Source organism: Mesorhizobium sp. M0011 (assembly GCF_040324155.1).
Classification (GTDB): domain Bacteria; phylum Pseudomonadota; class Alphaproteobacteria; order Rhizobiales; family Rhizobiaceae; genus Mesorhizobium.
Genome location: NZ_JAMYVQ010000002.1, coordinates 1 through 22,825 on the forward strand (window position 1 = coordinate 1; position 22,825 = coordinate 22,825).

The window sequence follows — 22,825 nt, forward strand, 5'->3', positions numbered from 1 at the left end:
TGCCATCCTGCACCGCAAGACGCACAAACTCCAACTTCCCATCCATCACGCTGGTGTTCCCAAATGGCATCGCGAACCTCCCGGCGCAAAGCACGCCAAACTGTTCGCGATGTCCTCGCACACCTGTTCGCGATGTCTCCGGTCCAAACAGGGGGGAGATCAGATGTCACCGCCGCTTTCGCTAATCACCAACCGCGCAAGGAGAGTGCTGGCATCGAAGCTGCCAATCTCCCCCCTTGCGGGGGAGATGTCCGGCAGGACAGAGGGGGGTGTGCCGAAGTGCCAAGCCCATCCGGTAGTGTCACCATGAACCGCTTCGCCGAACTACTCGACCGCCTGGTGCTGACGCCGTCGCGCAACGGCAAGCTGACCTTGCTGACCGACTATTTCCGCACGGTAGAGGATCCCGACCGCGGGCTGGCGCTGGCTGCCATCACCGGCGATCTCCACATTGCCGCGGTCAAGCCGGCGATGCTGCGCATGCTGGTCACCGAACGCATGGATCCGGTGCTGTTCGGCTATTCCTACGACTATGTCGGCGATCTCGCCGAAACGGTGTCGCTGGTCTGGCCGCAAACGCCCGGAAACATCGCGAACCGCGAGCCGACGCTTGGCGAGGTCGTGGCCAGACTGCAGGCGGCGAGCCGCTCCGACGGACCGAAGGTGCTGGCAGGGCTGCTCGACAGCGCCGGCATCTCGGCCCGCTTTGCCATCATCAAGCTGGTCACCGGCGGCTTGCGCATCGGCGTGTCGGCGCGGCTGGCCAAACAGGCGCTGGCGGATTTCGGCAAGGTCGACATCGCCGAGATCGAAGAGCTCTGGCACGGGCTGTCACCGCCTTACACAGCGCTGTTCGCGTGGCTGGAAGGCAAGGCCGAAAAACCCAGGAACACGGCGTTGGCATTGTTTCGACCGGTGATGCTGTCGAACCCGGTTGGCGACGGCGATCTCGAAAAGCTCGATCCGGCGGATTATGCCGCCGAATGGAAATGGGACGGCATCCGTGTCCAGGCGGTGGCCGAGGGCGGTATCCGCCGGCTCTATTCGCGCACCGGCGATGACGTTTCGGGTGCCTTTCCGGACCTCGCCGATGCCATGCATTTTTCCGCAACGCTGGACGGCGAACTGCTTGTCGGCGATCCCCGGCAGGCGACGGGAACGTTCTCGGATCTGCAGCAGCGGCTGAACCGCAAGACGGTGACACCGAAGATGCAGCAGCAATACCCGGCCTTCATGCGCTGCTACGATCTGCTCCAGGTCGGCGGCGAGGATCTGCGCGCGCTGTCGTTTCGCGAGCGGCGCGGCCGGCTGGAAGCGTTTGTCGGGACGCTCGACCCGAGCCGTTTCGATATTTCGCCATTCGTCGACTTCACGGATTGGCAAACGCTGGAGGAACTGCGCCGGGTGCCGCCGCATCCGATCATCGAAGGCGTCATGCTCAAGCGCTGGGACTCAGCCTATGTCGCCGGCCGCCCGAAAGGCCCGTGGTTCAAATGGAAGCGCGATCCGCACACGGTGGACGCGGTGCTGATGTATGCCCAGCGCGGCCACGGCAAACGCTCGAGCTTCTATTCCGACTATACGTTCGGTGTCTGGACAGGTGCAGAAGGCGAGGAGGAACTGGTGCCGGTCGGCAAGGCCTATTTCGGCTTCACCGACGAGGAGTTGAAGCAGATCGACAAATATGTCCGCGACAACACGATCGAGCGTTTCGGGCCGGTGCGCTCGGTGCGGGCCGACCGCGACAACGGCCTGGTGCTGGAAGTCGCCTTCGAAGGGCTGAACCGCTCGACCCGGCACAAATCCGGCGTCGCCATGCGCTTTCCCCGCATTTCGCGGCTGCGCTGGGACAAGCCGGCCAACGAGGCCGACCGCATCGAGACGCTGCAGGCGCTGCTCGACCGCTAGACCGTTCGGCGCTCTTACGGCTCGATCGAAACGCGGATTTCGTAGATGTCCGCGGCCTTGCCCTGCTTGTCGAAGTCGGAATTGATGGCAATGGTGCCGGCCGAGCCCGGACGCTTGTCCGGAAACTGCACATCGAACAGATATTCGTTCTGCTGCTGGCCGACCGCATAGCGCTTGCGGCCGCAATCGCCGAGTTCGCCGAAATTGCAGTCGACCGAAATCTGCGTCTCCTTGCCTTCCTCGGAGCGGGCAATGATGTCGAACACGGCATGTTTGCCGGCCAGCTTCTCCAGCACGCCTTGTCCGACGTCGAAACTGATCGCCGAACCGGACGCGCCGGAACGGATGCGCAGGAACGAACCGGTATCGTCCTTCATCACCTCGGCCCTGGCGTCAGACGGCGCGCTAACATGGGATGCATCGGCCGGCGAAAACACATTGATCCATTCGCGCGCCTGGTCCGCGGCGCCGGGTTTTGCCGGACCGCCGTCGGCCGGTGTGAAATCGTCGTCCTCGACGGTCGGCGGCGCCTGCGGCGGGGCGGTGTCGAGTTGCGCGGATGTCTTGAACACGCCGGTCTGCACGGCGAAGAACAGGCCGATGCCAACCGCGGCGAGCAGTGTCACGGTCAGGAAGATGGCGGTCAGCGGCAGGCGACGCCCCCTTATGCGTCGTTCATCGCGGTCGGGCGCCACTTCCGTCGTCGCGCCGGCCGAGGCCGGAACCGACATGTCGATGGCCGGAGCATCGGGAAGCGTGGCGTCCGGCATGATGTCGGGAACGACGGGCAGAACGCGCGAGCGCGGCGCATCGGCAGCGGATTGCACGGGTCCGTCGACGACGACATCGGGGGACGATGCCTGTCGGCCGGTTTCGACCGCGGGCGCCGAGTCCGCTCCGAGTTCGACCGCCGGTGCATCGCCCTGCTGGCCGACATCCGGCACCGCCGGCAGGAACTCGGATTCGATTTCGGTGATTTTCGCCTGGATTGCCTTGCGGCGCTTGATGGCGACCTCGACGGTCACACCGGGATTGGCCTGGAGCGCGCGATCGAGCGCGGCAAAAGCCGAGCGATAGACCCTCTCGCGGAACGCGCGGTCCTCGGCATTGCCTTTCTCCAAGGCGTTCCGGATCGCTTTTTCGATCGCGTCCAAGCAGGTCCCTCTGTCTTTGCCAACCTTGCCGTGATCGTTAGCCGCAGGCGACCAATCAATCAACGGGCGAGCGGCGTATTCTGCCTCGCAGAGGTGTGCAAAGTCCATTCCGGCGCTGTTCCGGCAACAAAATCAGCATGTTTCGCCGATTTCGCGCACAGGGAGCGCACGCACCGTGCGCCGCATTCCCTTGGCGATTGACTGGCGGACAAAGCGGCGGCCGGCTTTCGAGGGTGCCATGACGCCGACGCAGGAATTGCCAAGTCGCATCTTGAATTCGCGCCCGGTTGCGTCTATCACCGCCGCATCTTGGAGGCCTTGGCTTCCTGGGCCGCTTTAGCTCAGTTGGTAGAGCACCGCATTCGTAATGCGGGGGTCAGGTGTTCGAGTCACCTAAGCGGCACCATTCCTCCTCCGTTTTGTAGTCTGCCCCTTCGCGGCTGGTGCAAAGGATTGCGACGCCGGCCTGGCAGATCTGCCATTGTCGAGACCCCGGTTTGGTGTGAAACTCATGGCCTCAGCATGGGAGGTCAAAAAATGCCCAACAATTTCAAGACCGGAGACGTCGTCAGGCTGAAATCCGGAGGCCCCAGGATGACGATCAGCGATGGCGCAGCCTCGGGCATGTATCTGTGCCACTGGTTCAATCGCGAGGGCGAGGTGTGGACCCCGCAACATGCCGGGTTCAAGCCCGAACAACTGATTGCGGCCGACCAGTCGGACTAGAGTTTCTTCCATCCCGATCAGATCGAGATGGGCAGCCTCTGTTGTCCTGGGATGAACGGATCAGCACGCGCGACCGACGGATTTTCCGGGTCGCGGCGTTTAACGGTTGAAGCGCGATTGCGGCACAAGCCGTCTGCGTCGCGCCAACCTGGAGACGCACAACATGATCAGTCGTTCGATATCAGTCGTTGCCTTGAGTTTGCAGACCGTTGCGGCTTTCGCCCAGGCAGCGACGCCGCCTGCACCGCCAACGGCCGCGCCACTTGCCGCGCCAGGCGCTTCGGGGACCAGGTCCGACATCACGCTGGCCAAATTCCAGAAGCGGCGCGAGAAGGCGATCATGGCGGCCGATACCGACGGCGACGGCAAGATCAGCCTGCTGGAGTGGGAGGCCTTTCAGACGAAGCGCAACGCCAAAGGCGACGCCGCCAAATCCTTCGCGCGGATCGATTCCAACCATGACGGCTTCATCGATCGCGCCGAACTCGATGCATTCTTCGCCAGGCGCTTCGCCCGGCTGGACAAGAATGCCGACGGCATTTTAACGGCCGACGAACTGCCGGGCCACAAAACCGCTCCCAAGCAGGAACAATGACCAAGAGGCAATGACGCGCGATGAACATCGGGAGTGCGCAGACTGATGGCTGCGGATCCGGACGAGGAGCTGGTTCGCCGTGTTGGCGCCGGCGAGCCCGCAGCCGTGCAAACGCTCGTCGCGCGCAAGCTGCCGCGTATCCTGGCGCTTGCCGTGCGCATGCTCGGCGATGCGGCGGAGGCCGAGGATGTCGCGCAGGAAACCTTCGTGCGGATCTGGCGCCATGCCGCGAGCTGGCGGCGCGGCAATGCGCGCTTCGACAGCTGGATCCACCGGGTGACGCTCAACCTTTGCTACGACCGGCTGCGTCGCAGGCGCGAGTGGGTGACCGGCGACCTGCCGGACGTGGTCGACCCTGCGGCACTTCCCGACGCCCCTCGCCAAGAGGACGCGCTTCGGGTCGAACGGGCACTGCAAGCCATAGCGCCGCGCCAGCGCGAAGCGATCGTTCTGGTCTACTATCAGGAGATGTCCAATATCGAGGCGGCAGCGACCTTGCAGATCAGCGTCGATGCCCTGGAGAGCCTGCTTGCGCGCGGCCGGCGGTCGCTGCAGGCGATCCTGGCGGGGGATGGCGCCGATGAGTAAGCACCGGGCAAGCACCAACGCACTACGGCCATTGCGCCTTGCTGGTGCCGCCTGGCGCTCGGCGCCGACCGGCAAGGAGGAGACACATGGCTGAAGGGTCCAGAAACGAACCCGCAATGGATGCCAGCCGCTTCGCCGCCTTGGCCCAGGCCTATGGCGGCGACTTGCGGCGATGGCCCGAGGCTGAGCGAATGGCCGGCACGGCCTTTGCCGCGAGCGGCGCGGGCAAGGCCATCTTGAGGCAGGCCGGGACACTTGACGCGCTGCTCGACAGCTACCGCGTCGACGCCCCGGACAAGGCACTGCACAGCAGCATTCTGCAGGCTGCCGGCCGGCACCTCGTCCAGCGCCGGCGTCAGTGGTTCTGGTGGCTGGGACTTGGACTTGCCGGCATTGGTCTGGCCGGTGCCGTGGCAGGACTGGCCCTGGTGACCATCGTCACGCCGGAGGTCCAGCCGGACCATTATGTGCTGGATGCCAATGTGACGGCGTTTGGCGATGCCGGCCCGGATGCCGAGAACGGTGAGGAAAGCCTATGAGCCCGCGCTGGATCCGTGGTCTGGTCATTGCTTCCGTGGTGTTGAACGTCTTTCTTGCAGGCGCATTTGCCGGCGGTGCGGTCTGGCTGAGAAATGCCAAAGCGGGCGCGGGTGTCTCGCTGGAATCGGCTGGCCGACAGCTTCCCAACCAGGACCGCAAGGCGTTCCGCCTGGCGCTGCGCCAGGTTCGCGTGGAGTCTCGGCAGATCATTCTCGATGGCCAGCAGGCGAGGCAGGAGGCAGCGGACCTGTTGCAGCAGCCTGTCATGGACAAGGCCGCCTTGTCCGCCGCGCTGGAGCGGGCACGCAATGCCGATGTGACGGTGCGCAGCCGGCTTGAACAGGCCATTGTCGACTTCGCGGCGAACACGTCACACGAAAACCGGAGCGTGCTGGCACAGGCATTGCTGCGCCATATGGAACGCCGCGCCGCCGTTGCGCCGAAAAAATCGCCATGACGACCGACGGAAAAGGCCGGAGACGCCGTTTAACGATGCGAAGGGACAAGCCTGCCCGATCGCACCATGCAGGGCGGCCATCTTCAAACTCGAAAGCACTCGGAGTCCAATTATGAGTCGCCTGAAAAACTACGCAGCAGCCGCTATGCTGGCCCTCAGCGGAACGGTCGTGACAGCCACCGCGTCCAGCGCAATGCCCATCGTGTCCGTTGCCCAGCCGGCCGCCCAGGCATCGGTCGAGCATGTCCGCTGGGGCTGCGGCATCGGCTGGCATCCGAACAGATGGGGACGTTGCGTGCCGAGCGGCGTCGTCATCGTGCGCCCGCGCTACCACTACTGGCACGCTCCGGTCCACGTCTGGCATCCGCACCATCGCTGGCACCACTACTGATCGAAGCACGGTAGGGCCAGGCGCTTTTGTGAAACCTGGTCCCGCCGTTGCGGACAGCGCGATCCCCGGAATTAAGGTTAAATTCACTATAGATTTGTTCTTAGCCCGCAAATAATCGAAGAGTTTCCCGAAATTATGCTCAGGCATATTCATGGGAAAATCTGTGGCTCAGCTTCACAATCTTGGTCGGCTGCTCTGTCATCCGCTGACGCTGGCCGTGGTCAGCCTAGCCGGTGTCTTCGCCGCCGGACGGGCCGAGCACGAATGGCTGTCGGTGCCGTTCTCGCTGGCGCTGGTGGCAGCCCTTGCCGGACTTCTGTTCCTGGCTGCGGGGCGCCTTGCCTTTTCCGTCTATCTCGCCTGGATGGGCATTGCTTTCATCACGGTGGTTTCAGCGATCAAATTCAGGATGAAGGGGTTTTCGCTGCACTTCTACGACACGGTCTTCGTATCGAGGGATCCGGAAGTGTACCGCTTCCTGCTCGGCTCCTACCTCCATCTGATCGCGCCGGTCGTCATTGCCCTGGGGCTCGGCATTGCGGCGGCGGTGCTTCTGTTCCGGATCGATCGGAAAATCGGCTGGCCGGTGTCGGCACGCGTCCTGGTGATGGCGGCGCTCGTCGTCCTGGTGCCGCTGACCTTTCCGGCCGAGGCCTCGAAGGACCGTTATTTCTACTACATGCAGGGCCGGCACATGTCGGCCTTCTTCGTTTCGCTGCTGGATTTGCACAACCTGGTTGTTGAATCGGGCTTCGAAAAGCGGCTGCAAGCCGTCGCGCCGCAGCCGCCTTTTGCCGACACGGTCGACTGCGGCGAGCGGGCTGATCTTCCCGACGTCTTTTTCGTGCTCAGCGAAAGCCAGTCCGATCCCGGCTATTTTCCGCAGGTCGGCAACGGCGCGGGATTCCTGCAGAGGTTCGCGCCGGGGGCCGGCACGCCGCATCCGATGCAGGTCGAGACGTTTGGCGGCGGCACCTGGATCACCAATCTGTCGCTGATGACAGGCCTGTCGGCCACCGATTTCGGCTGGCGAAGCCCCTATTTGACCATCACCCTGCAGGACAAGGTCGCCGGCGCCTTGCCGGAGGTGCTGGCGCGCTGCGGCTATCGAACTGTCGTGATGACGCCGATGGACTTTTCGTTCGTCAATGAAGGGCCGTTCCTGAAATCGATCGGTTTCGAGACCGTGCTCGACATCAAGGACATCGCCGCGCCCTTCTACCACCTGCGCGATATCTTTTATTACCAGGCGGCCGAAGCATTCATCGCCAGGCACCGCAAGGAAGACGGCCGGCCGCTGTTCCTCGAAATCCAGACCATGTTTCCGCACTCCCCCTATGAGGGGCGGATGGAGCCCGAGTTGAAGGTCGAGGGCGAGCCTTTCTCGGGCGATTTCCAGGCCAATGAGTATCTGCGCCGGATGGCGGTAGCGCGCGGCGATTTCCAGCATTTCCTCGACGAGAGGAAAGCGGATGCCGGTGAACGCGGCGCCGTGGTGCTCGAGTTCGGCGATCACCAGTCGTCGGCGACCAAGCCGTTCGTCGACGCGATCGCCGGGGACGACGCCTTGGCGACCCCTGGCTCGCTTGCCTACCGCACCTTCTACACGCTCACCACCTTCAACCATCCTTTGCGCCATCCGATGCCTGACCTGGCGCCGCTCGACGTCGGCTTTCTCAGCGCAAGCCTGCTCGACGCGGCCGGCCTGCCGATGTCGCCTGTCATGGCCGATCTCGTGCGCCTGCGCGACCATTGCGGCGGCAGGTTCCATGGCTGCAAGGACCGGGCCGAGGTGGATACGCATCTGCGCCGGCGTGTCGATTCAGGGCTGCTGCATCTGTTCCCGGAGGCGGTGCCGTTGCATGCGCCGGCGCCGTTCCAATCGGTAGACGCCCGCTAGATATTTCAGTCGATTTTATCCGGTCCCAGCGACGCCACGGTCTTCAACGCGCCGTCGAGCATGTCGCCCTTCTCGTCCTTCAGCGCCATCTCGCGTAGGCGGCGGATCCAGTCGGCGGCGTCGGCGCGGCCCTTGACCAGGTCGAGCGCCGACAGCACCCGGTCGAATTTCGACTGTGCGCGGACATGGGTGTCGCTGTAGCCCTTGATCAGCCGGCGGCAATTGAGGATCTCGACGGCCAGCGCGTAGTCCTGGCGAACATGGTCGAGCGCCAGCGCGTACCAGCGGTCGAGATGCGCGATCTCAACCTTGTGGCGCAGCAGACTACGGCGCCAGCGGCGCAGGCCGCCGATGAACCACAGAGCGGCAAAGCCGGCAAAACTGTCGGTGCGGATGCGGCGGCCGTGGTTGATGCGGCGGTCGAGAAAGGCGGCGAGCTTCGGCCGGTCCTCGATGTAGCTGCCCAGCCCCGCCGGCAAGGTACCGCAGAACTCCTCGATGCGCGGATGGAAATACTCGGTCACCTGCAGGATCGAGCCGTCCTTGACGCCGACCTCGCGGCGCACGCGTTTGTCGCGCGTCGAGCGCGTCTTGAGATCGGCGACGCGGATCATGTCGTCGTAGCACAGCGCATTGGCCAAATGCTTTGCGGCAGCGATGGACAGGCCATAGCCCTGAACCGGCCCGTCCAACGCGACGGCCTTGTCCAGCCAGTCGAGATACTCGCGCCCGTAGGCTATGTCCTGATAGTCGACGACCTTTCTCAAGCCCCGAAGTGCCATGTCGCGTACGGCCACCGGCAACAGATCGATGCGGGCAGCCAAGGCCTGCCAGCCTTGCAGCAGGTTTTGCGGGCCACTCACCTGTCCTGTGCCCAAGGCAGATTCGACAATCGCGGGCTCGGCCGGCCTAGGCGCCGGTGCTGCCGTGCCGCGCGCACGATCAAACGCGGCACCGAAGGCGGCGAGGCTGGCCTTGACGCCCCGGCCGCCGGCACCGATCGCCTGTTCGTAGCTTTCGCGCGTGAACGGCAGGGCGTCGGACCCCGCCAGCGCGCCAAGCAGGCTGGCCGAGATCATCGAGCCATTGGCGGCGGCGATCTTTTCCATGTCGAAAGCGATGAAGCGCTTCGATGCGGCTTCCGCCGTCGCATGCACCTTGGAGGACGAAGCCCGGCCGTCGCCCGGCTCGATCTTTTCCGACACGGCGGCGATGCGGTGCGACGAGGCAATCAGCGTGGTGCGGTCGGGCGTGACGAAGCCGCGAATGATGGCACGGCCGGCTTCCATCAATTCGGCGGCGATCAGGATGTCGACGTCGCCCTGCGACGGCGACAGCGCGAAGACCGGCAGCCGGCCGGTATCGCGGGCCATCTCCACATAGTAAATGGTGGCGCCGGTACGCTGGGCGACGCCGGCGACCGAGGTCGATTGCGCAACAAAGCCGTTGCGCTCGGCGACATCGGTGATCCAATCGGCGAGCACGCCACCGCCTTGGCCGCCGACCGCCAGCACGGCGAGCTTGATGACACGCTCGCTATCCTGAGCGCCGGCGCGGGCGCGAAGTGGGGGGACGGCGTCAAGCATCGGCGAAGGTCAGGCGCCGGCTTTCGCGGCGGCGCTGCAACAGGCTGATGGTGGCACGGCGCGCGGCTTCCAGGAAGCGATCCCAGCGGCTCGGATTGTGTACGACGTCGGCGCGATAGAACGATGGGCACAGCACCGCCGCATCGGCGACCTCGCCGCAATTGCCGCAGCCGACGCAGCTCTGGTCGATATGCGCGACCGGATCGTCGCGCAGCGGATCGTCGAGCGACTTCACCGACAGCGAGGGACAGCCGGACAGCCGCATGCAGGCATGGTCGCCGGTGCAGATGTCCTCATCGACGCCGAACTTCGGTTTCACGACACGGGTCCCGCCCTTGATCGCCTTGTCGACCAGCGGCTTTTCGCGGCGCTGCCGGTTGAGCATGCATTCGGACGAGGCGACGATGACCTTCGGCCCTTTCTCGTCGGTGGTCAGCGCCTCGCGCAGCGTGTCCTGCATCTTGGTCACGTCATAGGTGCGGTCGATATGGCGCAGCCATTTGACGCCCATGCCTTTCACCGCCTCGGTGATCGGATGCTTCGTCGACTTGGTCTTGTTGCCGGCGCGGGACGACAGGATGTCCTGGCCGCCTGTGGCGGCCGAGTAAAAATTGTCGACGATGACGATCACGCCGTCGTTCTTGTTGAACACCGCATTGCCGATCGAGGAGGTCAGGCCGTTGTGCCAGAAGCCGCCATCGCCGACAAAGGAGATGGAGCGGCGCTTGGCATCCGGCGAATTGAACGCCGAGGCCGAGGCCGGCCCCAGCCCATAGCCCATGGTGGTGGCTCCGAGTTCGAAGGGCGGCATGATCGAGAACAGGTGGCAACCGATGTCGGAGGCGATGTGATGCTTTCCGAGCTCCTGCTCGACCAGCTTGGTCGCGGCAAAGATCGGCCGTTCCGGGCAGCCGATGCAGAAGCCCGGCGGACGGCCCGGCACGACATTGATCAGGTCGGCGGCATCGACGCCATCGCCGACCTTGTTGGGCGCCCGCACTTCGCCGGGCAGCAGATGCGGCGCCTCGGCACGCAGGAAGGCGCCGATGCCGTCCAGCATGACCTGGCCGGTGTATTCGCCGGCCATCGGCAAATGCTCCTTGCCGACCAGCCTGGTGCCGCGACCGGCCTTGTGCAGCATCGAAGCGAAGGCCTGCTCGATATAGTTGGGCTGGCCCTCCTCGACGACCAGCACCGACTGCTTGCCCTCGCAGAACGACAGGAACTCGTCATCGATCAGCGGATAGACGGCATTGAGCACATAGAGCGGCACGTCGGTGTCGCCATAGATGTCGGCAAGGCCGAGCCGCTGCAGCGCGCGGATGACCGAATTGTACATGCCGCCCTGCATGACGATGCCGACCGAGCCATGATCCGACCCGAAGAATTCGTTGATCTTGTTCTTGCGGATGAAATCGACCGCCGCCGGCCAGCGCTTCTGCACCTTCTCCTTCTCATGCAGGAAGGAAGCGGGCGGCAGCACGATGCGGCCGGTGTCGCGGCGGGGCGCGTCGAGCGCATCGGCGACCGTCATCGGCGGCCGCTTGTTGTCCTTGGCGATGAAATGGCCATGCACGTGGCAGCAGCGGATACGCACCTGCAGCATGACCGGCGTGTTGGAAATCTCCGACAGTTCGAAACCGTCCTCCACCGACTTGACGATCGACGGCAGGTTGGGGCGCGGGTCGAGCAGCCAGACTTGACTTTTCATGGCGAAGGCATGGCTGCGCTCCTGCATGATCGAGGAGCCTTCGCCATAGTCCTCGCCGACGATGATCAGCGCGCCGCCGGTGACGCCGCCGGAGGCGAGATTGGCCAGCGCGTCGGAGGCGACATTGGTGCCGACCGTCGACTTGAAGGTCGCCGCACCACGGATCGGGTAATGCACCGAGGCGGCCAGCATGGCGGTGGCGGTGGCCTCGGAGGCGCTGGCCTCGAAATGCACGCCGAGCTCGCCCAGAATGTCCTGCGCGTCGGCGAGCACGTCCATCAGATGGCTGATCGGCGCGCCCTGGTAGCCGCCGACATAGCCGACGCCGCATTGCAGCAGCGCTTTAGTGATGGCGAGGATGCCTTCGCCGGCAAATTCCTCGCCGGCACCGAGCCTGAGCTTTTCGACTTCCCTGGCAAAAGACCGTTCGGCCATTTTTTTCTCCCTTCCGTTACCGCCAGCCCGTCATCTGCTGGCATTGGCGGCGCGTAGGTCTAGATGTCGTGCTTGCGAATGTTCTTCAGCATCTTCAAAAGCGTGGCGATGAGTGCGGAATATTCGGCGTCATCGATATCGTCGAACATCGCCTCGAACGCGTCATGCATGGCCGGCCAGGCGCGCGCGAACTCGGCGCGGCCGTCATCGGTGAGGAACACGTGGCGGATGCGGCTGTCGGTGACGCCCTGTTCGCGCCGTACCAGGCCTTGGCCTTCCAGCGAGTCGAGCGTCCGGCTCAAGGTCGATTGCTCGATGACCGTATAGACCGAGAGGTCGTTGACGGTGATGCCGTCGCTGACCGACAGCACGGCCAGCGTGCGCACCTGCGGAATGGTCAGGCCCTGCTTGCGGAAATCGTCGCGCAGGGTGGCGTTGTAGCGGCCCATGATGCGGTTCATCAGATAGGGCGCGAATTGCTGCAGGCCGATCTGCCCCAGGGTCGAAATGCGCTGGCGCTTTTCCGCGACCTTCTCTTCCATCACAGCCTCCCCGCCAGGAGAAAGCCGGAACCGCCGCCGAGACCCGCGCCCGGGTGGGTCGAGGCGCCGATATGGTAGAGGCCCTTGATGCCGGTCTGATGGTTGCGGCTGGTCTTGAACGGCCGCCACAGGAACGACTGGTCGATGGTCGAGGAACCGCCATAGGGGTCGCCGCCGACCAGGTTGATGTTCATCGCATCGAGATCGGCCGGCGAATAGGCGCGCCGTGCGATGACGCTGTCCTTGAAACCATCGATATGGCCGGCGAGGATGGCCTCGGCGCGATCGGCATAGGCTTCCCGCAAAGCGTCGGTCCATTGCCCGTCAACCGGCAACTGCAGGATGCCGGCGGCGTCGCCCTTGATGTAGCGGGGTGCCTCGGGAAGTTGCAGCCACAGGATCGCCTTGCCTTCAGGGCAGCGCGACGGGTCGAGCGCATGCGGCTGGCCGACACAGATGGTCGGCACTTCCGGCAGCATGCTACGCGCCGCCTCGTTGCAGGCTTTCGAGACGCCATCCAGTCCCGGCGTCAGGTGCAGCAGCGCCACCTTGTCCAGGCCTTCGCCGCGCCACGCGGGCGGCTTGCTCAGAGCATAATGGATCTGGAAATTGCCCTTGCCGTATCGGTATTTCTGCGTCGCCTCGACATCAGCTTGGGGAGCGTCGGCTCCAAGCAGCCTGCCGTAGAGCTGCGTCGGCGTGACTGAGCAGATGACGCTCTTGTTGGCATGGACCGTTTCGCCCGAGGCCAGTCGCACGCCGGTCGCGCGGCCATTGCTTTGAACGATCGAAGCGACATCGGCGCCGGTGCGGATGTCGCCGCCGCGTTCCCGGATCAAAGCCTCGAAGGCCGCCAGCAGGTTTTTTGCCCCGCCCTTGACGATCGGCGCGCCCGCCGCCTCAAGCGCGAAGGCGATAACCTTGGCGATCTGGCCGGAGAAAGCATCCTCCGGGCCGAGCCCGGCATGCAGTACCCAGGGTGCCCACAGTGCACGGATGGTTTCGGACTGGTAGGTGCTTTCGAGCCAGCCGCGCGCCGGCACCAGTGCCTCGCCGAGAAAGGCGGCAAGACCGCGCGGGCCGCGCCGCCAGCCATCGCCGGCCAGCAGCTTGGCGGTCGGATAGGACCACAGGCTGCCGCCGAGCAAGCCGAACAGCAGGCCGGCATTGCGCTCGATGTCGCCGACATCATCCGCGTGCCGGTCGCCGTCGCCTGCCGCGATCGCATTGAGGGCGGCGACGTTGGCGGCACGGTCGGTGCTGAGCACGGCATGGCTGCCGTCCGGCCGCAGCACGCCGGTCGGCGTGCCCGTGTGGCAGAACTCCAGCCCGTGCCGTGCAAGGTCGGCGCCCAGCGCCGCAAAGGCCGGCGAGGTGATGAACAGCACGAAGGTCGTCGCCATCACATCATGGATGAAGCCGGGCGCGGTGATCTCCTCGGTGCGCATGCAACCGCCAATGCGGTCGTTGCGCTCCAGGACGAGCACACGCGCCCCTTTGCCGCCGAGCATCGCCGCGCAGACCAGCGCGTTGATGCCGCTGCCGACGATGATGTGATCCGGCTGGGTCACGGCAAACGCTTTCGCTTAGCCCTTCGACACCAGTGCCAGCGCGCGGATCGGGCTGCCGGTGCCGTGTTCGATCTTGAGCGGTGCGGCGATCAGGATGGCGCCCTTCGGCGGCAACTGGTCGAGGTTGCAAAGGCTGGCAAGACCGTAGCGGTTGGCCTCGTGCATCAGCGTGTGCGCCGGGAATGGCGGCTCCATTCCGCCGGCCTTGCCGGCATCCGTCCCGATCGTCTCCGAGCCCCAGCCCTTGATGTCCTTGCTGATCAGGAACTGGATGGCTTCGGCCGTCGGGCCGGGCGTGTGCGGGCCGGTCTCGTTGGCGTTGAGGAACTCGGCTTCCGAGCCGTTGCGCTTGTACCAGTCGGTGCGCATCACCACCCATTCGCCGGCATTGATCGCGCCATGCTTGGCTTCCCACGCCTTGATGTGGTCGACGGTGAGCAGGAAATCGTGATCGGCGGCGGCTTCCTTCGAGCAGTCGATGACATTGACCGGGCCGACGAAGTTCTGCGCCGGAATGGTGTCGGTGGCGCCGTCGGCATAGTCCTTGCCGGAGATCCAATGCTGCGGCGCATCGAAATGCGTGCCCGAATGCTCGCCAAGCTTCAGCCAGTTCCATGCCCACCACGGGCCGTTCTTGTCATATCGGGAGATCGAGTGGATCTCGACCTTGGGCGTGTCGACGGCGAGTTCCGGCGGCAGTTTGATCAGCGGTGTGTCAGGCCCGAGCGGCGCCGTCAGGTCGACCACCTTGATGGCGCCTGAAAGAAGCTGGCCGGCGACTTCGCCGAGGAGTTTTTGCGCGTCCATGGTTCTCTGTTCCCTCTTTCGTGTGATGATCAAGGCTCGTCTCGGCCCTTAATATCCTACTAGACGAAAACATATGCATCTGCAATTATCTTTAAGCATAAAGGAAATGGGAACGGGGCGTGAGCGAATTCGACGCCATCTTTGTCGGGGCGGGCCACAACAGTCTGGCATGCGCCGCGCATTTGGCGCTTAAAGGCTGGAAAACCGGGATTTTCGAGCGCAGTGCAACGATCGGCGGCGCCGTCCAGACACGCGAATTCACCCTTCCCGGCTTCCGCCACGATTTCGGCGCGATGAATCTGAGCCTGTTTGCCGGCTCGGCCTTCCACCGGAAATATGCAAATGAATTGAAAGCACAGGGGCTGGAGTTTGCCCCGGTCGCCGATTGTTTCGCCAGCGCCTTTCCGGACGGTCGGTGGTTCGGCGTCAGCAACGATCTGGAAAAGACCACTGCCCGCATGGCCGCCTTCTCCGCCGCCGATGCCACGACATGGCGCAGGCTGGTCGCCGCCTTCCCGGCGGAGGCCGAGCATCTGTTCCGGCTGCTGGGATCGCCGATGAGCGCTCGCGCGCTTGCCGGCACGGCGTGGGGCCTGTGGCGCAAGAAGGGCATGTCTGGGGCGCTCGATACGGGCCGCCTGCTGTTGTCCTCGCCCCGCGCCTGGCTGGAGGAGAATTTCGAGTCGCCGCATATCAGGGCAACGCTCGCCACCTGGGGCATGCATCTCGACTTCGCGCCCGACATCGCCGGCGGCGCCGTCTTCCCCTATCTGGAATCGATGGCCAACCAGAGTTTCGGCATGGTGCTGGGCAAAGGCGGCGCCGACACCATCATTAAGGCGCTGTCGGGCATGGTCACCTCAGCCGGCGGCAAGATCGCCACCGATGCCGAAGTGGCCGAGATCACCGTTTCCGCCGGCAAGGCGACCGGCGTGCGGCTGGCTTCCGGCGAGATGCATACCGCCACGAGGGCGGTCATCGCCGGCGTTGCGCCGAAGGCGCTGACCGGCAAACTGCTGCCCAACGGTTCAGGTGACACCGGCTTCGACACGGCCATGCAAAAATTCCGCCACGCGCCGGGCACGATGATGATCCATCTGGCGCTCGACGATCTGCCGGACTGGCGCGCCGGGCGCGAGCTTCGGCAGTTCGCCTATGTGCATCTGTCGCCGTCGCTCGACGCCATGTCGCGCACCTATCAGCAGGCGATGGCGGGCATGCTGCCGGACGAGCCGGTGCTGGTCGTCGGCCAGCCGACAGCGATCGACCCATCGCGTGCGCCGGAAGGCAAGCATGTGCTCTGGGTGCAGGTGCGGATGCTGCCCGCCGAAATCCTGGGCGATGCGGCCGGCAAGATCGCGCCAGCGCATTGGGACGAGGTGAAGGACGCCTACGCCGAGCGTGTCCTCGACATCATCGAGACCTACGCACCCGGCCTGCGAAACAAGATCATCGCCCGGGCCGTGTTTTCGCCCATCGATCTCGAGCGCGAGAACCCGAACCTCGTCGGTGGCGACCAGGTCTGCGGCAGCCATCATCTGGCGCAGAACTTTTTATTCCGCCCGGCGCGCGGCTATGCCGGCTGGAACACGCCGGTGGCGCATCTGCACCTCACCGGAGCCGCGACATGGCCGGGCGCCGGCACCGGTGCGGCGTCGGGCTTCATGCTCGCACAACAGCTTGGCGGGAGGTAGGAGCCGGAGATTTCCTTGAGGCGACGAGGGGCAAGGCGCTGCTGCCCAAGAAGCCTGAACCAATGACCTAAGACGCCGCGCGCAGAAACAAAACCAACAAGGGGAACGACCATGACAATCAACAGACGGGAATTGCTGGGATACAGCGCCGCGGCACTCGGGGTGGCCGCCGTCGGCCTGCCGCAGATCGCCAAGGCGGCTGCCGGCGAACTGACCATCGCCTACAACGTCAACCTGCCATCCTGGGATCCAACCACCGGCCCCTCGGCCGTCAACCCGACCATCCAGGGGCTTTACCAGTCGGTGTTCGACCAGTTCATCCCGCAGAAGCCCGATTTGTCCTTCGCGCCGGGCCTGCTCACCGAGTGGGGCTGGAACGACGACCGCACCAAGATCACGATGACGGTGCGCGAAGGCGTGACCTGGCATGACGGCTCGCCGTTCACGCCAGAGGATGTGGTCTGGTCGCTGCAGCGGGCAGGTGACGAAAAGACCGGCAACCCGATCCAGTTCGTCTGGAAGAATGTCAACAACTTCAAGATCGACGGCAACAAGATCACCGGCGACGTGGTGCAGTTCGACCCGGTGTATTTCAAATGGATGTCGTTCCTGACCGGCTACATCATGCCGAAGGCCTATTACGAGAAGGTCGGCGCCGAAGGTTTCGAGAAGGCGCCGATCGGCACCGGCCCCTACATGGTGGAAAAATTCGAGCGCAACGCCTTCCTGCGGCTCAAGGCAAACCCGAACTACTGGGGCGGCAAGCCGGCCTTCGAGAATGTGACGATCAAGTTCGTGGCCGACGCGGCGAGCCGCGTCGCCGAGATCGAATCCGGGTCCTCGCAGGTGACGCTCGAAATCCCCTATGAGGAGTATGACCGGCTGATCGCCAAGGACGGGCTGGCCGGCTCGTGCAAGAACGTTTCCGACATCGGCATGATCTTCTTCAACGACATCGAAGCGATGCTGGACAAGAACGTCCGCCAGGCCGCCGTGATGGCCGTCGACAAGAAGCTGCTGGTCGATCGCCTGCTGCGCGGCTACGGCCAGCCGATCGATACGCTGGAAACGCCGGAATACGCATCCTACGACGCGTCGATCAAGGTCGAGCACAATCCGGAAAGGGCCAAGGAATTGCTGGCCGCTTCCGGCTATTCGCCGGAAAAGCCGGTCAAGTTCACCATCCAGACGACCAAGGGCTTCAAGCCCAAGGACTATGAGATGATCCAGGCGATCGTCGGCATGTGGCGCAAGGTTGGCATCGAGGCGACGATCGAAGTCTACGAGATCGCCAAGCACTACGAACTGCGCGCCGCCGACAAGCTGGCGCCGGCGGCCTTCTACAATTGGGGCAATGCCATCGGCGATCCGACCACCTCGACCGGCTTTGCCATGTACGGCCCGAGCCCGCATTCGGTGTGGGACAGCCAGGATTTGATCGACATGATCAATCCGCTGTGGGGCGAAAAGGACGAGGCCAAGCGCATCGCCGGCTGGAAGGCAGTCGACAAATACATCGCCGAGCAGGCCTATGTGCTGCCGCTGATCCAGTATGCGCAACCGATCGTGCATGCCAAGGGCGTCAATGTGGTGCAGCATGTGTCCGGCGCGCTTTTGCCGGCCCTGATGACCCCGGCCTGACCGATATGGGAAGGCACGCTGTCGCGAGACGGCGTGTCTTCTTTAACGACGCAGGCCCCCTCATCCGGCCGCTTCGCGGCCACCTTCTCCCCGCTGGGGAGAAGAGACTGGCTCAGCCGTCAGCGACCTCTTCTCCCCTCGGGGAGAAGGTGGCCGCGAAGCGGCCGATGAGGGGGCTGTTCGTTCGATCAATCACTGAAACGCATTAGGCCTGCGCCAGAATGCTCCTGCAAAGATTCCTGATCCGTCTGCTGACGATGCTGATCACGCTGTTCGGCGTGGCCGTCGTCGTCTTTGTCGTGATCCGCGTCGCGCCCGGCGATCCGATCGCCATGATGCTGCCGCCCGGCGCGACGGATGCCGACATCGCCCGGCTGCGCGCGCTCTATGGGCTCGACAAGACCATCGTGCAGCAATTCTTGATCTGGCTGTCGGGCGTAGCCCGGGGCGATTTCGGCACCTCGATCTCGCTGCGGCAGGACGTGCTCGGCCTCGTCTTCAACCGGCTGCCGGCGACGCTGGAACTCGCCATCGTCGCGCTCATCATGGCGGTGATGCTTGGCGGCACGACGGCGATCATCGGCGCGCGCGAACGCGGCACGGCGGTCGAGGCCGGCATCGACATCGCCAGCGGCGCGGCGCTTTCCATTCCCGATTTCCTGTGGGGCCTGGTGCTGATCCTGCTGTTCGGCGTGCTGGTGCCGATCTTCGACATTTCCGGCCGGGTGTCGCCGCAGCTCGACCTGCCTTTCGTCACCCAGTTCTATCTGTTCGAGAGCCTGTTGCGCCTGCGCCTCGACCTGACCTGGGACCTCCTGAAGCACATGCTGATGCCGGCGGTGGCGCTGGCGCTGCCGCTGGCGGCAATCATCTCGCAGCTGTTGAAACAGTCGCTGAAGGAAGTGCTCGACCTCGACTATGTCGTGCTGGCTCGGGTGAAGGGGTTCTCGGAAACGCAGGTCATCCTGCGCGAGGCGCTGAAGAACGCCGCGCTGCCAACGCTGACGCTGGTCGGTGTGCAGTTCACCTTTCTCATTGGCGGCACGGTCATCGTCGAACGGCTGTTTTCTTATGAAGGCCTCGGCAACATGGCGATCGACGCCGTCATCAACCGCGACCTGCCTTTGATTCAAGGCATCGTGCTGGTCTTCGCGCTGCTGTTCGTGCTGATCAACCTCAGCGTCGACATGATGTACGCGCTGCTCAATCCGAGGCTACGCCATGGATGAGGGTCGTGCTCAAAGGCGAGGTGTGTCGCCACGTTTGTGGCTTGCCGGCTGCTGGCTGCTGCTGGCGCTGCTGGCCGCGATCTTCGCACCGCTGGTCGGGCCGCAGGACCCACTGGCGCAGGATTTGATGCTGGAACGGCTGCCGCCATTCTGGATGAATGGCGCCGAACCCGGCTATTGGCTCGGCACCGACAGCCTCGGCCGCGATCTGTTGTCGAGGCTGATCTTCGGCGGCCGCATCGCCTTCATCGTCGCCTTTTCCGCAGCCATCGCTGCGTGCCTGGTCGGTTCGACGCTCGGCCTGATCGCAGGCTATTTCGGCGGTTGGGCCGACCGCATCATCTCGCGCGTCGTCGATGTCTGGATGGCGTTTCCGCCGGTGCTGTTCGCCATATTGCTCGTGGCGGTGCTTGGCACGGGTTTGAGTTCCGTCATCCTGGCCATCGCCATCATCGACTGGACGCGTTTTTGCCGGGTGATCCGTGCCGAGACGATGGGTCAGTCGCGCATGGACTATGTCGAGAACGCCCGCATCGCCGGCTATGGCCGCATCGGCATCATGCTGCGCGAAGTGCTGCCCAATGTGGTGCCGTCGATCGTCGCATTGCTGTCGCTGGAAATGGGCGTCGCCGTCATCGTCGAGGCGATCCTGTCCTTCGTCAATCTGTCGATCTCGACCGACGATCCGACCTGGGGCGGCATCATCGCCGAGGGCCGGCTGTCGATCCATCAGGCCTGGTGGGTGCTGGTGTTCCCGCTGATCACGCTGATCCTGACCGTGCTGTCGTTCAGCCAGTTCGGCGAGGCGCTGAAGACGCGTTTCGATCCGGTGCTGCGATGAGCGGCTGTCTCGACATCAGGGATCTGAGCGCGGTGCTGCCCAACGGCCAGCGCGTGCTGCGATCGGTGTCGCTTGCGGTCCAGCCCGGTGAAGTCCGCGCGCTGGTCGGCGAAAGCGGCGCCGGCAAGACGATGATCGGCAAGGCGGTGCTCGGCGTCCTGCCTTCGAGTGTGCGCATTGTCGAAGGCGACATGCGGCTTGAAGGCGAAGACCTCGGCAAGCTTCCGCCCAAGGCACGGCGCACGCTGATCGGGGCACGCACGGCGCTGATCCCGCAGGACCCGCTGACAGCGCTTAACCCGTCGCGCCGCGTCGGCTCGCAAATGACTGACCGGCTGGTGCGCATCCTCGGCTGGAGTGGCGAGAGGGCCGATACCCGCATTCGGCAATTGCTGGACGAGGTGCAAATCCGCGATCCCGACCGTGTGCTGAAAAGCTATCCGCACGAACTGTCAGGCGGCATGCGCCAGCGCGTGCTGATCGCCGCCGCCTTCGCCGCGGAGCCAAGGCTGATCGTCGCCGACGAGCCGACCACGGCTCTCGATGTGACCGTACAAAAACAGATCCTGCGGCTGATCGTGCAGTTGCAGCGCGAGCACGGCACGGCGATCCTGTTCGTCACCCATGACCTCGGCGTCGTCGCCAAGATCAGCCAGAAGGTATCGGTGCTCTATGCCGGCAAGGTGGTGGAGGAGGCCGAGACCGCAGCGCTCTTCGCCGCGCCGCAGCACCCCTATACACGAGCGCTGATGGCGGCGACGCCGCGCTACACCGATCCTTTCGCCTCGCTGAAGCCGGTGGACGAGGCGGTTCTGGCCGGGCTTGCTTCGGAGATCGCTGCCGCCGACCAAGCCTGGAGGCGGTCGCATGGTTGAACCGTTGTTCTCCGTGCGCGGGCTGAAGGTCGCGCTGCCCGACATGACGCGCAAGCCACTGATCGGCCGCGCGCCCTTGGTCGAAATTCTGAAGGGCCTGGATTTTGACCTTCCCAGGGGCTCGGTGGCCGGCATTGTCGGCGAATCCGGTTCGGGCAAGTCGACGCTCGGCCGCGCGCTGGTGCGCCTGCTGGAGCCCAGCGCCGGCAGCATAACTTTCGAGGGCCGCGACATCACGCATCTGCCGGAGGCGGAACTGCGGCCACTGCGGCGCAATCTGCAGATGATTTTCCAAGATCCGATGTCGTCGCTCAACCCGCGCCGCACCATTGCAAGCATTATCGCCGCGCCACTCAAGCAAAATGGCCTCGGCGACAATCTCAAGGCGCGCGTCGCTGAGGCGCTGCAGCGTGTCGGCCTGCCGCAAAGTTTCGCCAGCCGCTATCGCCACGAATTGTCGGGCGGCCAGCGCCAGCGCGTCGGCATTGCGCGGGCGCTGGCGCTGTCGCCGAAATTCGTGCTGGCCGACGAGATCGTCTCAGGGCTCGACGTGTCGACGCAAGCGCAGATCCTGACGCTGCTGGAAAAGCTGGCGGCGGAAATGGGGCTGACCGTCGCTTTCATCAGCCACGATCTGTCGGTCATCCGGCGGCTGTGCCGGCAAGTGATCGTCATGCGCGAAGGCGTGATCGTCGAAGCGAGCGCCACCGACGCCTTGTTCGACAAGCCGCAGCAGGCCTACACGCGCGATCTCATCGCGGCCATTCCGCTGCCCGAGATCGATGCGAGCTGGCTGGACATTCCTTCCGCCGCCAAGGCGCCGACATGAATGCATACGCACGCCGAAGAGCGGGCCTCGGGCGTGCGACCAAAAGACCCAAGTCCCGCCAAATGGAGAGGACTGACATGAAGACCACTATCGCAATTGCAACGCTGGCCGCCGCGATGCTCGGCAGCGCCGGCATGGCCTCGGCGGATTCGATCCCGGGCATGCGCGGCCACGACCACACCGGCATCACCGTTCCCGACATGAAGCAAGCGGTCGACTTCTTCACCGAAGTGGTCGGCTGCAAGAAGGCGATGTCGTTCGGTCCGTTCGCCGACGACAAGGGCACCTTCATGCAGGATCTCCTGGGCGTCGACCCGAAGGCGGTGATCGAAGAGGTCACCATGGTCCGCTGCGGCTATGGATCGAACATAGAGCTGTTCAAATACACAGCACCGGACCAGAAGGACCTGACGCCGAAGAACAGCGACATTGGCGGCTTCCACATAGCCTTCTATGTCGACGACGTCGCTGCCGCCAAAGCCTATCTCGAAGGCAAGGGCGTCAAGACGCGGATGGGGCCGCTGCCGGTCAAGGAAGGGCCGGCCGCCGGCCAGACCATCCTCTATTTCCAGGCGCCGTGGGGGCTGCAACTGGAAGCGATCAGTTATCCCGACGGAATGGCCTATGAGAAGGACGCCGAGACGGTGCTGTGGAGCCCGAAGAACCCGGAAAATTGATCCGGCAGCGCGCTTGCGTGATGACACGCAGGCGCGCTTTCGCCATGTCAGGACAATCGTTTTGATATAAAACTTTAAGCTTGAAATATCTTGTCGCCGGCGCGATACTGAACTCCAGCAAGCGAAGA

The 22,825-nt window shown here is 64.3% G+C and carries 21 protein-coding genes and 1 tRNA gene; 16 read left to right on the forward strand and 6 right to left on the reverse strand.

Features of this window, described 5'->3' with window-relative positions; genetic code table 11:
• Positions 1-306: 306 nt before the first annotated feature.
• Positions 307-1,908: a cisplatin damage response ATP-dependent DNA ligase gene (locus tag NKK51_RS02410; protein WP_352550990.1), complete on the forward strand. Its 1,602-nt coding sequence runs from the start codon at positions 307-309 to the stop codon at positions 1,906-1,908.
• A gap of 14 nt (positions 1,909-1,922) precedes the next feature.
• Here NKK51_RS02410 and NKK51_RS02415 read toward each other — a convergent pair whose 3' ends face one another.
• Positions 1,923-3,062, reverse strand: coding sequence for a hypothetical protein (locus NKK51_RS02415; RefSeq protein WP_352550991.1), 1,140 nt, complete (start codon positions 3,060-3,062; stop codon positions 1,923-1,925).
• Between the two features lie 330 nt (positions 3,063-3,392).
• Between NKK51_RS02415 and NKK51_RS02420 the strand changes: the two genes are divergently transcribed.
• From NKK51_RS02420 to NKK51_RS02455, 8 genes are all read left to right on the forward strand, one after another.
• Positions 3,393-3,468: transfer RNA gene (locus tag NKK51_RS02420), tRNA-Thr, on the forward strand.
• Between the two features lie 131 nt (positions 3,469-3,599).
• The gene (locus NKK51_RS02425) at positions 3,600-3,788 is read left to right on the forward strand and encodes a YodC family protein (RefSeq protein WP_023811455.1); all 189 of its coding nucleotides are present in this window, start codon (positions 3,600-3,602) and stop codon (positions 3,786-3,788) included.
• 163 nt (positions 3,789-3,951) lie between these two features.
• On the forward strand, positions 3,952-4,383 hold the full coding sequence (locus NKK51_RS02430) for an EF-hand domain-containing protein (protein WP_023811456.1): 432 nt from the start codon (positions 3,952-3,954) through the stop codon (positions 4,381-4,383).
• 45 nt (positions 4,384-4,428) lie between these two features.
• On the forward strand, positions 4,429-4,971 hold the full coding sequence (locus tag NKK51_RS02435) for an RNA polymerase sigma factor (RefSeq protein WP_352550994.1): 543 nt from the start codon (positions 4,429-4,431) through the stop codon (positions 4,969-4,971).
• An 86-nt stretch (positions 4,972-5,057) separates the two neighbouring features.
• Positions 5,058-5,510 carry a hypothetical protein gene (locus NKK51_RS02440; RefSeq protein WP_352550996.1) on the forward strand — a complete coding sequence of 151 codons (453 nt, stop codon included), beginning with the start codon at positions 5,058-5,060 and terminating at the stop codon, positions 5,508-5,510.
• Positions 5,507-5,968, forward strand: a complete 462-nt coding sequence (locus NKK51_RS02445) for a periplasmic heavy metal sensor (protein WP_023811459.1) — start codon at positions 5,507-5,509, stop codon at positions 5,966-5,968. The genes NKK51_RS02440 and NKK51_RS02445 overlap by 4 nt, the downstream gene beginning before the upstream one ends.
• 112 nt (positions 5,969-6,080) lie before the next feature.
• Entirely contained in the window at positions 6,081-6,359 is a 279-nt protein-coding gene (locus NKK51_RS02450) for a GCG_CRPN prefix-to-repeats domain-containing protein (protein ID WP_352550997.1), read from the forward strand.
• 163 nt (positions 6,360-6,522) lie between these two features.
• On the forward strand, positions 6,523-8,259 hold the full coding sequence (locus tag NKK51_RS02455; RefSeq protein ID WP_352550999.1) for a sulfatase-like hydrolase/transferase: 1,737 nt from the start codon (positions 6,523-6,525) through the stop codon (positions 8,257-8,259).
• A gap of 5 nt (positions 8,260-8,264) precedes the next feature.
• Here the strand turns inward: NKK51_RS02455 and NKK51_RS02460 are convergent, their stop codons facing one another.
• The 5 genes from NKK51_RS02460 to NKK51_RS02480 are packed head-to-tail and all read right to left on the reverse strand — an operon-like array spanning position 8,265 to position 14,911.
• Positions 8,265-9,845: an indolepyruvate oxidoreductase subunit beta family protein gene (locus NKK51_RS02460; RefSeq protein ID WP_352551001.1), complete on the reverse strand. Its 1,581-nt coding sequence runs from the start codon at positions 9,843-9,845 to the stop codon at positions 8,265-8,267.
• Positions 9,838-11,991, reverse strand: coding sequence for a thiamine pyrophosphate-dependent enzyme (locus tag NKK51_RS02465; protein WP_352551003.1), 2,154 nt, complete (start codon positions 11,989-11,991; stop codon positions 9,838-9,840). The genes NKK51_RS02460 and NKK51_RS02465 overlap by 8 nt, the downstream gene beginning before the upstream one ends.
• Before the next feature lie 59 nt (positions 11,992-12,050).
• Entirely contained in the window at positions 12,051-12,533 is a 483-nt protein-coding gene (locus tag NKK51_RS02470) for a MarR family winged helix-turn-helix transcriptional regulator (protein WP_352551004.1), read from the reverse strand.
• Positions 12,533-14,104 (reverse strand): phytoene desaturase family protein, encoded by a 1,572-nt coding sequence (locus NKK51_RS02475; RefSeq protein ID WP_352551006.1) that lies wholly within the window; start codon positions 14,102-14,104, stop codon positions 12,533-12,535. The genes NKK51_RS02470 and NKK51_RS02475 overlap by 1 nt, the downstream gene beginning before the upstream one ends.
• 15 nt (positions 14,105-14,119) lie before the next feature.
• Positions 14,120-14,911 (reverse strand): cyclase family protein, encoded by a 792-nt coding sequence (locus NKK51_RS02480; protein ID WP_352551008.1) that lies wholly within the window; start codon positions 14,909-14,911, stop codon positions 14,120-14,122.
• Between the two features lie 119 nt (positions 14,912-15,030).
• Here NKK51_RS02480 and NKK51_RS02485 point away from each other — a divergent pair, with 119 nt between their 5' ends.
• The 7 genes from NKK51_RS02485 (at position 15,031) to NKK51_RS02515 (ending at position 22,697) form a co-directional block, all read left to right on the forward strand.
• The gene (locus NKK51_RS02485; protein ID WP_352551010.1) at positions 15,031-16,605 is read left to right on the forward strand and encodes a phytoene desaturase family protein; all 1,575 of its coding nucleotides are present in this window, start codon (positions 15,031-15,033) and stop codon (positions 16,603-16,605) included.
• Between the two features lie 111 nt (positions 16,606-16,716).
• Entirely contained in the window at positions 16,717-18,246 is a 1,530-nt protein-coding gene (locus NKK51_RS02490; RefSeq protein ID WP_352551012.1) for an ABC transporter substrate-binding protein, read from the forward strand.
• Between the two features lie 221 nt (positions 18,247-18,467).
• A complete protein-coding gene (locus NKK51_RS02495) occupies positions 18,468-19,475 on the forward strand; it encodes an ABC transporter permease (RefSeq protein WP_352551014.1) in 1,008 nt (335 codons plus the stop codon).
• Positions 19,468-20,316 (forward strand): ABC transporter permease, encoded by an 849-nt coding sequence (locus tag NKK51_RS02500; protein ID WP_352551016.1) that lies wholly within the window; start codon positions 19,468-19,470, stop codon positions 20,314-20,316. Before NKK51_RS02495 ends, NKK51_RS02500 begins: the two co-directional genes overlap by 8 nt.
• Positions 20,313-21,191, forward strand: a complete 879-nt coding sequence (locus NKK51_RS02505) for an ABC transporter ATP-binding protein (RefSeq protein WP_352551017.1) — start codon at positions 20,313-20,315, stop codon at positions 21,189-21,191. Before NKK51_RS02500 ends, NKK51_RS02505 begins: the two co-directional genes overlap by 4 nt.
• Positions 21,184-22,020, forward strand: a complete 837-nt coding sequence (locus tag NKK51_RS02510; protein ID WP_352551019.1) for an ATP-binding cassette domain-containing protein — start codon at positions 21,184-21,186, stop codon at positions 22,018-22,020. The genes NKK51_RS02505 and NKK51_RS02510 overlap by 8 nt, the downstream gene beginning before the upstream one ends.
• A gap of 77 nt (positions 22,021-22,097) precedes the next feature.
• Positions 22,098-22,697, forward strand: a complete 600-nt coding sequence (locus NKK51_RS02515; protein WP_352551021.1) for a VOC family protein — start codon at positions 22,098-22,100, stop codon at positions 22,695-22,697.
• Positions 22,698-22,825 lie beyond the last annotated feature (128 nt).

Excerpts from the sequence above, each read along its gene's own strand:
- NKK51_RS02460 (WP_352551001.1), bottom strand. The coding sequence starts at position 9,845 with ATGCTTGACGCCGTCCCCCCACTTCGCGCCCGCGCCGGCGCTCAGGAT.
- NKK51_RS02470 (WP_352551004.1), bottom strand. The coding sequence starts at position 12,533 with ATGGAAGAGAAGGTCGCGGAAAAGCGCCAGCGCATTTCGACCCTGGGG.
- NKK51_RS02515 (WP_352551021.1), top strand. The coding sequence starts at position 22,098 with ATGAAGACCACTATCGCAATTGCAACGCTGGCCGCCGCGATGCTCGGC.
- NKK51_RS02440 (WP_352550996.1), top strand. The coding sequence starts at position 5,058 with ATGGCTGAAGGGTCCAGAAACGAACCCGCAATGGATGCCAGCCGCTTC.
- NKK51_RS02495 (WP_352551014.1), top strand. The coding sequence starts at position 18,468 with ATGCTCCTGCAAAGATTCCTGATCCGTCTGCTGACGATGCTGATCACG.
- NKK51_RS02465 (WP_352551003.1), bottom strand. The coding sequence starts at position 11,991 with ATGGCCGAACGGTCTTTTGCCAGGGAAGTCGAAAAGCTCAGGCTCGGT.
- NKK51_RS02435 (WP_352550994.1), top strand. The coding sequence starts at position 4,429 with ATGGCTGCGGATCCGGACGAGGAGCTGGTTCGCCGTGTTGGCGCCGGC.
- NKK51_RS02430 (WP_023811456.1), top strand. The coding sequence starts at position 3,952 with ATGATCAGTCGTTCGATATCAGTCGTTGCCTTGAGTTTGCAGACCGTT.
- NKK51_RS02425 (WP_023811455.1), top strand. The coding sequence starts at position 3,600 with ATGCCCAACAATTTCAAGACCGGAGACGTCGTCAGGCTGAAATCCGGA.
- NKK51_RS02500 (WP_352551016.1), top strand. The coding sequence starts at position 19,468 with ATGGATGAGGGTCGTGCTCAAAGGCGAGGTGTGTCGCCACGTTTGTGG.
- NKK51_RS02450 (WP_352550997.1), top strand. The coding sequence starts at position 6,081 with ATGAGTCGCCTGAAAAACTACGCAGCAGCCGCTATGCTGGCCCTCAGC.
- NKK51_RS02480 (WP_352551008.1), bottom strand. The coding sequence starts at position 14,911 with ATGGACGCGCAAAAACTCCTCGGCGAAGTCGCCGGCCAGCTTCTTTCA.
- NKK51_RS02510 (WP_352551019.1), top strand. The coding sequence starts at position 21,184 with ATGGTTGAACCGTTGTTCTCCGTGCGCGGGCTGAAGGTCGCGCTGCCC.
- NKK51_RS02445 (WP_023811459.1), top strand. The coding sequence starts at position 5,507 with ATGAGCCCGCGCTGGATCCGTGGTCTGGTCATTGCTTCCGTGGTGTTG.
- NKK51_RS02490 (WP_352551012.1), top strand. The coding sequence starts at position 16,717 with ATGACAATCAACAGACGGGAATTGCTGGGATACAGCGCCGCGGCACTC.
- NKK51_RS02505 (WP_352551017.1), top strand. The coding sequence starts at position 20,313 with ATGAGCGGCTGTCTCGACATCAGGGATCTGAGCGCGGTGCTGCCCAAC.
- NKK51_RS02410 (WP_352550990.1), top strand. The coding sequence starts at position 307 with ATGAACCGCTTCGCCGAACTACTCGACCGCCTGGTGCTGACGCCGTCG.